We start from the raw sequence: 7,119 nt of genomic DNA, 5'->3' as shown, positions 1-7,119 counted from the left end.
GTAACAAAATTTAGGGTGCAAATAGCCGTAGAACAATCTTGTTGTTCCATAGCATCGTCTTTGTCGTTACAGGCAACTAGGAAAATAGAAAGAAAAACAAATATGATTTTTGCGAACATAAAATTGGTTTTTTATAAGATGTTCAAATACCAATTAGTTGCGTAAGGTATTATGTTACCTTTTGTATTTCTTCTTTGCGCGCATTTTGTTCACGAAATAAATGATCAAAACAGAAAGTGCAAGAACGGGAAATACTAGGTTACCGTTTAAAAATTGAAAGAATTCCATACTAATTATTTAGAAACAGAACGAAGCGCTGTTTCAGTTATTGTTTATTTTTTAAATTTTGACAGTGCGTTTCTCGTAAAATCGGATAGGGCCAATTTACCAGTTATAGCTGCGCGGTCTGTCAATAAGGTATCCCAATGGTCGGTACCTTCCCATAAAACTTTCTTCCATTCTGTTAAAGCTTCGGCATTATAGCTTGCCAATTTATGAATGAAGAAGTCAAGTTCCTTGTCCATTTCTTGTGCAGAGTCAAATACTTTATTGAAAAGTCCTTTTTCTTGCGCCCAATAGGCACTTTTCCATTCCGTAGGTGCCAAAGACATTTCGCCCATGGCGGCGTTGCCTATTTTACGGGCTACCGCAGGTGCGATCACCAGCGGAGCAATACCAATACTAAGCTCAGATAGTTTAATGGATGAGTTTACGTTAGAGTACACATAATCACAAGCAGCCGCAAGGCCAACGCCACCACCAACAGTTTTACCATGTACACGGCCTACGATCACCTTTTTGCATTTACGCATAGCATTGATGACATGGGCAAATCCGCTAAAGAACGCTTTACCTTCTTCAAGGTTAGAAACTGCAAGAAGCTCATCAAAAGAAGCACCGGCACAAAATGCTTTTTCACCTTCGGATTTTAACAGGATAACAGAAATGCCATCATTTTCCGATAGCTCGTTGATGGTGTCTGTCAATCGTTCTAGAAGTTCTGAAACAAAAGAGTTGCTTGCAGGATGGCCAAACTCTACATGAGCAACTTTACCATCTATTCGGGTATATAAACTTCCATTTTTTCTTGTGGTGACCATAGCATTTTGTTTGAACCAAAATTACGGATTTTGCAATAAAGGTTTGAATTTGTTTCTGAATTTCCATACTAGGGCTGCACCTCTAATGAACATCCACACGGTAAAAGCCAGCCATATTCCCGTTAATCCCCAATAGAGGTACCTACCTAAAAATAGCATGGGTACAAAACCTAAAAAAGTAGCTACAAGTAAGGTGTTGCGCAAGTATTTCATTTCACCTAGACCTTTAAAAACTCCGTCTAAAACAAAAGCCGTGCTATTAAAAGGCAGCCCCAGAATAATGATATAGAAGATGCCATAAAAAGCAGAAAGCACCAAGGGTTCGTTAGAGAATAAGCTGCCTAAAGGTTTATAGAAAATGGTAGCCAAAGCCATGATCACGATACTGACCATAAGTCCATATTTTGTAATTTTTTTTGCCAAAAGCCAAAGTCCGTCATAATTACGCTCCCCTAAAAGCCTACCTCCCATAATATTACCTGCAGCACCATAGCCATCAATAAAAAAAGCGGAAAACAACCAGAGGTTAATGGCAATGGTATGTGCACCAATATATTTATCGCCTAGTGCCGTAGCTTCACGTACGGCAAGAATTAAAGCGGTATTCAGTGCAATAGCACGTACGAACAAATTTAGGCTCATGACCACCAGACGACCAAGTTCTTGGTGAACGGGTAACTTTAGTTTTAGGCTAATATCGGTTTTGGTTACTAGAAGATAGAACGCCATTATAGCCATAATCCCTTGTGCCAATAAACTTGCATAAGCGGCTCCTTCAAGATACATGGCAGGTATAAAACCTTCAATGCCGTAAACAAATACAAAATCAAAAAGTACGTTCAATACCGCACCGGTAATGGCAATGACCATGGGCCAATAGGTATTCTGTAAACCGCGGAAAATTCCCATGACCGCAAAAACGAACAAGGTCAATGGAAAGCCCCAAACTCTAATGGAATAGTAGCTGATGCAATACTGCAATATTTTGCCCTTGGCATTCAACAGCTCAAAGATTTCTTGAATTACAAAAACGGTTGACAGTAAAACAAGAATACTCAGGGTAATATTGAGGTAAATGGCCTGGGCGGGCAAGGTTTTGACCTCTTCTATTCTTCCGGCGCCCAAGTACTGTGAAATTATGGCGGAAATGGCACTGCGTGTTTGCCCTAAAATCCAAATGAGCATAGAAAGAAACGAACCTACGATACCGGCTGCGGCAAGAGATTCCAAACCATCTACCGGAATATTACCAACAATTGCGGTGTCCGTTATAGACAATAAGGGTTCTGCTATACCGGCAATAGTTGCGGGTATTGCGAGGGCATTTATAGATTTTAAATTAACCGAGGTCTTCAAATAATCGTTTTTCTATAGTACAAGTTCATAGCAATGAAAGGGATGTTCACTTTGTTGTGGGAAAAAAATATCTCCTAATCTGGTATACCCGCGCTGCTCGTAAAATTTCTGATTTCTTTTGTTCTGGCTAAAGGTATCCAACCTAACCGATAGCGCGTTGTTTTCTCTTGCAAAGTTTTCTCCAAAATCCATTAAGCGCTGGGCAAAACCTTTACCTTGATGTTTAGGATGTACCGCTAGGCGATGAATGTAATAGTTCTTAGTACTTTCCGTAAGCCAATCAACAGTTTTATATTCCTTGTCCATAAAAAGTGAAACAACAATACAGCCAACTATTTCGTTATCAAGTTGAAGTATAAAAAGTTCATTGCGTTCCATATCTTTTTCAAATGCCGTTTTAGAGGGGTACTGGGTAGTCCATTGGTAAATTCCATTGGCTTCCATAGCTATTCTACAAGCATCTGTCAAAAGAAGAATTTCTGGTATTTGCGATATCTTTGCCAATGCTATCATACAATCAATTTAATTAAATTGTAAATTTAGAGTTATAATCAATACTTTTTATCATGATGAATATTCTTGTTCCGATCGGGACCTCCACAAATGCAAATGAAACCTTACAGTATGCAGTAGATTTTGCACAGGAATTTGGTGCTGAAATATATGTAATGGAGGTTTTCAACGTCAGCGGAAAAACAGGAACGCTAACCAATGTTACTCAAAAGGTAGCCGATAATTCTAAAGAACGATTAAAAGAAGTAATAGGGACAGTAAATACCAAAGACGTTACAATTAAAATAGCCAGTTTTAACGGTGAATTAAAAGACGGACTTAAAGAAATTGATAAAAGCATTGGAATTGACCTTATAATTTTGGCACCAAGAAGTAACGATATTCAAGAAGAGAATTATTTAGGACAAACTTCTGGGGCTATAATTAAAAGAACGAATATACCGACCTTGATCGTTCCCAAAGGAACAACGTATAAGTCTTTTGAGAATATTTTGGTAGCCTTTAAGTCAGGTATTTTGAAAAGAAAGAGAATTCTTGATCCGTTAATTGAAATTAAGAACAAGCACAAGGCGAACGTAAATTTATTAATGGTGAAAACACCGGGATATTCAGATGACGATTTAAAGATAAATACCGCATTGATGGACATAAGTTCTCAATTGACCTTTACAGAAAATTCAACTACGTACCATGGTGTTCTAGAGCATTTTCAGGCAAAACACCCAGATTTATTATGTGTTTTTAGAAGAAAACGTGGTTTTTTCAAAAAATTATGGGAAAAAAGTACCATTTCCAAAACAGAATTTTATGCTCCGGTACCGGTTTTGGTATTAAGTGTAAAGAAAGATTAATTAGTACTTTGATACGTTGTTAAAATGTATTTCCTTTGATCCTCTTGAAAATTAAGGTTTTCACCATGTGAATAACTGTCAATTTTAAGTAATCGATATTGAAGGGGGATTAGCTCAGTTGGCTAGAGCGTCCCGAAAGTTTTCGGGAAGGTCGTTTCAGTATTGAATTAGAATTAATAAAATTAGGGGGATTAGCTCAGTTGGCTAGAGCGCTTGCCTGGCAGGCAAGAGGTCACCGGTTCGAATCCGGTATTCTCCACCAGTAAATACAAGCCTTCACAGATGTGGAGGCTTTTTTCATTTTAGAAATTGCACACTTTTTGCACACTTTTTTATTTTTTATGAAACTTTAACGTTTCAATCCTCAAAATGAAACAATAACCATCAAATTTTAGGAGGATATCTATTTTAAAACTTTTCTTTTTTATTTTAAAATTTATAGGGTAGAGTACTAGTCCCCCAAATCTTACCATAACTTACCTTGCGCTTGGTTCCTGTTGGGTTTTTGTAGTGTTCCGATAGATAAGCGTTTTTCAAAAACATAATAGGGCGCATGCTATTTTTGTGATGTATTACCGTTCAGCACATTCCCCTCCATTCCGTAAACTCCATTTTAGTAAATAAGCTTCACTCCAATATCTTGGACACAATTACGGATTTTAAGCTCCCCTTTTTATACATTATTGTATCTCTGATGAATTATTCAAATCGATTGATTTTGTGAAAAACCCGTAATCAAGTCCGCTTGAAAGGAATTAAAGGTGTTTGCATTTTGTTCCACTTCAAGAGGTTTCTGAATTTCACGGCTTAGGGTTTTAGACCTACTGCCCGTGCCTCCACTAACCTTTTTTTGACGGCAAAATAACAACATTCAAGCTTGGACAGCGGCATAAAGCCGCTGTGCTTTTTATACGCCTTACCAAGCTTGAATATTGAAACCGCTAGGCAACAAAAAAAGGTAACAGCGGCGGCACTATGGGAAGTAAATCTAAAACGGAAACCATGAAATCATATCGAATCCTCAAAAATGAAGCGGAACAAAAGTTAAAAAACAAAAAAGAGGAAAACGCTCTGGATATAATAAGTAAATCGATTTTAAAGGCTGTCCGATAGTCGGGCAGGTCTTAGTATTAATTCTAAATTTTTCAATTATGAGTACCATCAGAAACAAAGTGCAATTAATCGGCAATGTGGGCAACAACCCTGAAATGACCGTTCTGGAAAGCGGTAAGAAAGTGATTCGTTTTTCGTTAGCGACAAACGAGAACTACAAAAACGCTAAAGGTGAGAAGGTGCAAAATACCGATTGGCACAATATAGTAGCATGGGGTAAAACTGCGGAGATTATTGAAACCTATGCAAGCAAGGGCAAACAAATTGCCATTGATGGCAAACTGACTTCCCGTAATTATGAAACCAAGGAAGGCGATAAACGCTACATCACAGAAGTAGTAATCAGCGAAGTTTTGTTATTGGGTTCCAATACTGAAAGCTAGGTAGCCTAATGTGCTAATTATTTAGAAATCAAAGAGGGCATCTCTCGGAAAAGTTCTGCCCTCTTTTTTATACCCATAATCCTAAAATTATACGTAATGAAAGACAAAGTTAATGAAATACAAATAAGCTATAAAGAGCGGATAACCTCCCCATTTTGGCATAAGATAAATTCTTCAAAAGATGCTGCAGATCTTCTTTTTGAGCATTGGGATAAAGATACTATAGGGCTGCACGAATCCTTCAAGGTGGTATTACTGAACAACAGCAACAAAGTAAAAGGAATCTACCAACTTTCAAAAGGTGGGATAACTGGAACTTTGGTAGATATCCGTATTCTTTTTGCGGTTATACTTAAGTCTCTTTCCGTTGCGGTAATCTTGACCCATAACCATCCAAGCGGAACATTGAAAGCTAGTGAAGCTGATAAAAAATTAACAGACAAAATCAAAAGGGCTGCTGAGCTTTTAGATATTAAAGTACTCGATCATATTCTAATTGTACCTAATGGCAACTATTACAGTTTTGCGGATAATGGATTGCTATAAAATTCAAATTGTATGGACATCAATATAGATTTACCGTTCCGTCTAAATTTCAATAATCTGGACGGAGATACACAGGAAAAACTTATGGAGCAATCCAAGAAAGAAGTTGAACAGAAATGCGGTTCTGAAATTAAAGCATACGCCCAAGAAAATCATTTGGACTATCGAGAAATTTTGGAAGTGGAAGCCATTAAGAATCTTTATAATTACAAATTCATGTTTACTATATAAAGATTAGCGATATACTAGTTAATAGGGCGACTTTGAAAGTTGCCCTTTTCTTTTTAAAGAAATGTAACAGAATTGCGTATTTCATATCGAATCTCTAAAAATCATCCTTAAAGCTTCTTAAATAGCTTGTTTTAAAATGTCTTAAGAACAAGAGCCTTTACCTTGAAGGAAAGGTATTTATTTTTTCCCCTGTGGGGGAAAAAGGAATAGCAAGACGGTAACACGCAAAAGCGATGTTACAGAGTTTTATTTAATATTCAAGTAATTGAATATTAAGGCTTTAAATACAATGTTCAACAAAATGAAAATTATGAAAACTAGAAGAGTTTATTGAAAACAGCCTACTACCCACCATAAACATTGAAAAAGTTTATTGAAAATGAAAGTAAAAAACAAGTATACCTATGATTATCTATCCATCTGTTTAAAGAAAACGGTGGTTATGCGCTTTCGTAAACTTTGTCGTAACCTGTCCAAGCCTCAATCGGAAACTTTGGATGCCATGATTGATTTTTTTGAATGGCACGGTTTCTCACCATTCACTACGAGAGAAAAAAGTTTTTTGAACGAACTCCATAAAAATAGAAAACGTACCGAGGCCGTTATTGCTATCATAAAAGACATCGAAAAGAATCATGACAAACCTACAACGGCAATGCTGCAATCTCTTTTTCAGGGTGTGGCAGAAAAGGAAGAACCTGTTAGAAAAGAAAAATTATTAAGGGAGAAAATAAAAGAACCGGAGAAGAAAACTGAAGCATTCGTTTCTCAATTTGTACATGAACGGACCGAGTTAAAGTTGAAAGAAGTCCGAAAAGAATTTGGGTATGTTTTGGAGCATATTCAATTGGTCAAAAATAGTTTTGGAAAGGATTATCTCATATTGGAACTATCCCAACAGGAGTATTTGCGAATCAAAAGAGAACTAGAAAACTACTAAATATGTACCTAGCTATAACAAGACAAAAAATAGGAAATACTTACGCAAATAGCGTAGCAGATTATGTTGCTTATTTAGAGAAGGAA

The 7,119-nt window shown here is 36.8% G+C and carries 8 protein-coding genes and 1 tRNA gene; 6 read left to right on the top strand and 3 right to left on the bottom strand.

The features are described 5' to 3' along the window. Positions 1 to 332: 332 nt before the first annotated feature. The 3 genes from QZ657_RS13730 to QZ657_RS13720 are packed head-to-tail and all read right to left on the bottom strand — an operon-like array spanning position 333 to position 2,969. Entirely contained in the window at positions 333 to 1,100 is a 768-nt protein-coding gene (locus QZ657_RS13730; RefSeq protein ID WP_291967603.1) for an enoyl-CoA hydratase/isomerase family protein, read from the bottom strand. A 21-nt stretch (positions 1,101 to 1,121) separates the two neighbouring features. Beyond that, positions 1,122 to 2,456, bottom strand: coding sequence for an MATE family efflux transporter (locus tag QZ657_RS13725; protein WP_291967601.1), 1,335 nt, complete (start codon positions 2,454 to 2,456; stop codon positions 1,122 to 1,124). A 12-nt stretch (positions 2,457 to 2,468) separates the two neighbouring features. Further along, positions 2,469 to 2,969, bottom strand: coding sequence for a GNAT family N-acetyltransferase (locus QZ657_RS13720; protein ID WP_291967600.1), 501 nt, complete (start codon positions 2,967 to 2,969; stop codon positions 2,469 to 2,471). A gap of 53 nt (positions 2,970 to 3,022) precedes the next feature. Here QZ657_RS13720 and QZ657_RS13715 point away from each other — a divergent pair, with 53 nt between their 5' ends. The 6 genes from QZ657_RS13715 (at position 3,023) to QZ657_RS13690 (ending at position 7,033) form a co-directional block, all read left to right on the top strand. Beyond that, positions 3,023 to 3,820: a universal stress protein gene (locus QZ657_RS13715; protein ID WP_276470716.1), complete on the top strand. Its 798-nt coding sequence runs from the start codon at positions 3,023 to 3,025 to the stop codon at positions 3,818 to 3,820. 185 nt (positions 3,821 to 4,005) lie between these two features. After that, a tRNA-Ala gene (locus QZ657_RS13710) sits at positions 4,006 to 4,082 on the top strand. Positions 4,083 to 4,971: 889 nt separating this feature from the next. Next, the gene (locus QZ657_RS13705) at positions 4,972 to 5,316 is read left to right on the top strand and encodes a single-stranded DNA-binding protein (protein WP_291967597.1); all 345 of its coding nucleotides are present in this window, start codon (positions 4,972 to 4,974) and stop codon (positions 5,314 to 5,316) included. A gap of 96 nt (positions 5,317 to 5,412) precedes the next feature. Next, positions 5,413 to 5,862 carry a JAB domain-containing protein gene (locus tag QZ657_RS13700; RefSeq protein WP_291967595.1) on the top strand — a complete coding sequence of 150 codons (450 nt, stop codon included), beginning with the start codon at positions 5,413 to 5,415 and terminating at the stop codon, positions 5,860 to 5,862. 12 nt (positions 5,863 to 5,874) lie between these two features. Next, entirely contained in the window at positions 5,875 to 6,093 is a 219-nt protein-coding gene (locus QZ657_RS13695; RefSeq protein ID WP_291967593.1) for a hypothetical protein, read from the top strand. A 379-nt stretch (positions 6,094 to 6,472) separates the two neighbouring features. Continuing rightward, positions 6,473 to 7,033: a BfmA/BtgA family mobilization protein gene (locus tag QZ657_RS13690; protein WP_291967591.1), complete on the top strand. Its 561-nt coding sequence runs from the start codon at positions 6,473 to 6,475 to the stop codon at positions 7,031 to 7,033. The last annotated feature ends 86 nt before the right edge of the window (positions 7,034 to 7,119 follow it).

The sequence above is a fragment of the Maribacter sp. genome, from assembly GCA_020629415.1.
In the GTDB taxonomy this organism is placed as follows: Bacteria; Bacteroidota; Bacteroidia; order Flavobacteriales; family Flavobacteriaceae; genus Maribacter; species Maribacter huludaoensis.
The sequence above is the reverse complement of the archived record's forward strand: the minus strand, read 5'-3'. Positions and strand labels throughout refer to the sequence as shown.

Coding starts and splice junctions, on each gene's coding strand:
- QZ657_RS13730 (WP_291967603.1), bottom strand. CDS start 1,100: ATGGTCACCACAAGAAAAAATGGAAGTTTATATACCCGAATAGATGGT.
- QZ657_RS13720 (WP_291967600.1), bottom strand. CDS start 2,969: ATGATAGCATTGGCAAAGATATCGCAAATACCAGAAATTCTTCTTTTG.
- QZ657_RS13715 (WP_276470716.1), top strand. CDS start 3,023: ATGATGAATATTCTTGTTCCGATCGGGACCTCCACAAATGCAAATGAA.
- QZ657_RS13705 (WP_291967597.1), top strand. CDS start 4,972: ATGAGTACCATCAGAAACAAAGTGCAATTAATCGGCAATGTGGGCAAC.
- QZ657_RS13700 (WP_291967595.1), top strand. CDS start 5,413: ATGAAAGACAAAGTTAATGAAATACAAATAAGCTATAAAGAGCGGATA.
- QZ657_RS13695 (WP_291967593.1), top strand. CDS start 5,875: ATGGACATCAATATAGATTTACCGTTCCGTCTAAATTTCAATAATCTG.
- QZ657_RS13690 (WP_291967591.1), top strand. CDS start 6,473: ATGAAAGTAAAAAACAAGTATACCTATGATTATCTATCCATCTGTTTA.